Source organism: Streptomyces alkaliphilus, assembly GCF_014141535.1.
GTDB classification, from domain to species: domain Bacteria; phylum Actinomycetota; class Actinomycetes; order Streptomycetales; family Streptomycetaceae; genus Streptomyces; species Streptomyces alkaliphilus.
Genome location: NZ_VKHT01000692.1, coordinates 1 through 2,833 on the forward strand (window position 1 = coordinate 1; position 2,833 = coordinate 2,833).

Annotated in this window: 1 protein-coding gene and 1 pseudogene; both read left to right on the top strand. The window is 74.9% G+C overall.

Annotated features, from left to right (window positions below; genetic code table 11):
* Window positions 1–268: 268 nt before the first annotated feature.
* Window positions 269–973 (top strand): phosphotransferase, encoded by a 705-nt coding sequence (locus FNQ90_RS18560; protein WP_182607410.1) that lies wholly within the window; start codon window positions 269–271, stop codon window positions 971–973.
* A pseudogene (locus FNQ90_RS18565) lies at window positions 970–2,595 on the top strand (ABC transporter ATP-binding protein); the annotation flags it as partial. The gene FNQ90_RS18560 and the pseudogene FNQ90_RS18565, both read left to right, overlap by 4 nt.
* Between the last annotated feature and the right edge of the window lie 238 nt (window positions 2,596–2,833).

The window sequence follows — 2,833 nt, forward strand, 5'->3', positions numbered from 1 at the left end:
GAGACAGCGTCGGGACCGTTTCGCGGGGACCGGGGACAGGGGATCGAGCACCCCCATCGAACACGCTGTGTCACCGTTTTCGAGTGACGCGAGGCCCCGGGAGGGCTCGGGAGAGGTCACTCGTCCATCGTGGGGGTGGTGGTGAAACGATTTCCTCGGATGCGTCGACCACGAACGCGCGGGCGTTCGAGCGGGGGCGCGCGAGGCGCGACAGACCGCAACACCACACTGATCTTATTAACTGCATGCATCATGGGCGTTGCCCAGAGTGATCTACGATGCCGGCGTGCCGCTCGGTCTCGCACCGCCCCAGAGGCGGGATCTCCGCTCCATCCTGCGCCGATTCGACATCGGCGACCCCCGCACGTGTACCCGCCTCAACCGGGGGTTGCTCAATCGCGGATACCACCTCGTCACCACCCGTGGTCGTTTCTTCCTCAAACACCACCTGGGCGGCGATGATCAATCCGTCCTCCCCGTGGAGACCGCCCACCGGGTCGTCGCCGCCCTCCGCCGGGACGGCCTCCCCGTCTGCCCCCCGCTCACCGACCGTGACGGAAAATCAGTCCTGTCGCTCGGCAACCGCTCCTACGCCGTGCACCCCTGGGTCGCCGGCCGCCATCTGGAGGGTGCCGCGCTCACCCTCCACGAGGCCCACCGTCTCGGCGCCCTGCTCGGCCGGCTCCACCTCGCCCTGGAGCGGCGGCTCTCCCGCCCCCTCGGGCCCCTGCCCGGCCTCGGTCTGGAGGCCGCCGACCCCGAACGGACCCGGCGCACCGCCGGGGAACTGATCGCCCGCAGCCGGGAGAGCGGGCGGCGAACGGACTTCGACCTCCTCGCCGAGCGCCGTCTGCGGGAGCGCCTGGTGCTCCTGGACCGCCACGCCGGGGACCGCCCCGACCGGCACGCGGTCGGCGCCGCGGATCCATCCCGTCCCCTTCCCGAGGGGCCAGAACCGGAGCACCGCCCGTGATCACCTTCTCCGAGGTGTCCGTCCTCCACGACGGCGCCGACCGTCCCGTCCTCGAGGGCCTGGACCTGACCGTGCCCGAGGGCGAACTCACCCTGCTGGTGGGCCCCTCGGGCGTCGGGAAGACGACCCTGCTGGGCGCCGTCTGCGGGCTGGTCCCGCACTTCACCGGTGGCACGCTGCGCGGGCGGGTGACCGTCGCCGGTCGTGACACCCGTACCCACCGGCCGCGCGACCTCGCCGACGTGGTGGGCAGCGTGGGGCAGGACCCGCTCTCGCACTTCGTCACCGGCACCGTCGAGGAGGAGCTCGCCTACGGCATGGAGTCGCTGGGTTTCCCCCCGGCTACCATGCGGCGCCGGGTCGAGGAGACGCTCGACCTGCTGGGTCTGGAGGAGGTGCGGGACCGCCCCCTGGAGACCCTCTCCGGTGGGCAGCAGCAGCGGGTGGCCATCGGTTCGGTGTTGACCGTGCACCCGTCCGTGCTGGTGCTCGACGAGCCGACCTCCGCCCTGGACCCGGGGGCGGCCGAGGAGGTGCTGGCCGTGCTGCAACGTCTGGTGCACGACCTGGGGACCACCGTGCTGATGGCGGAGCACCGACTGGAGCGGGTGGTGCAGTACGCCGACCGGCTGCTCGTGCTGCCCGGCGACGGCCGCCCGGCCGAGTTGGGGGACCCGGCCGCGCTGATGACGCGTTCACCGGTGTACCCGCCGGTGGTGGAGTTGGCGGGGATCGCCGGGTGGCATCCCCCTCCGCTGTCGGTGCGCGCGGCCCGCCGGCTGGCCGGCCCGCTCCGCGAGCGCCTGGCCGCCGCGGACCTCCGCCCCCCTGTCGGCGGGGAACCGACGGGCCCGCCCCTGGCGACGGTCCGGCGGCTGTCGGTGCGCCGGGGCCGGCGGGAGGTGCTGCGCGGGGGCGAACTCACCGTGCGCGGGGGCGAGGTGATCGCCCTCATGGGAAGGAACGGCTCCGGGAAGTCCACGCTCCTGGGTTCCCTGGTGGGCCTTCACCCGCCCGCGGCCGGGGAGGTCCTGGTGGGCACCGGCACGGGGGCGCCGGACCTGGAACCGCACCGTGCCGGGCCGGCCGAGGTGCTGCGCCGGGTCGGTCTGGTGCCGCAGGACCCGCGCCACCTGCTGTACGCGGAGACCGTCGCCGCCGAGTGCGCGACGGCCGACACGGACGCCGGCGCCCCCGACGGCACCTGTCGGGCCCTGCTCTCCCGGCTGCTGCCGGGCATCGCGGACGACACCCACCCCCGGGACCTGTCCGAGGGGCAGCGACTGGCGCTGGCCCTGGCGGTGATCCTGGCCGCGCGCCCACCACTGGTGCTGTTGGACGAACCCACCCGGGGGCTGGACTACGCGGCGAAGGCGCGCCTGGTGGCCATCGTGCGGGAGTTGGCGGCCGAGGGACACGCGGTGGTGCTGGCCACCCACGACGTGGAGTCGGCGGCGGAGGCGGCCGATCGGGTGGTGGTGCTGGCCGGTGGCGAGGTCGTCGCCGACGGCCCCACCGCCGAGGTGGTGGTGGCCTCACCGGTCTTCTCCCCCCAGGTGGCGAAGGTGCTGGGCGCCGTCGGGCCGCTGACCCCGGCCGGAGTACGGGCGGCGCTCGCCGGGACGCCGGCCGGCCCGCCCGACGGATCGCCCGGGTCCGGGTCCTCCACCGGCGGCCCGTCCGGGGCCGATCGGGCGGATACCGGTCCGGCCCGGGGCGCCCCTCCCCGGACCGATCCCCTCCCCGGCGATCCGGCACGCACCGATTCGGCCGGGGATGCCTCCGGGCGTGCCGGCCCGGGCCGTTCCGGTCGTCGGTGGTGGCGGCGGGTGAAGGGGTCCGGGCCGGTCCGGGGACGCC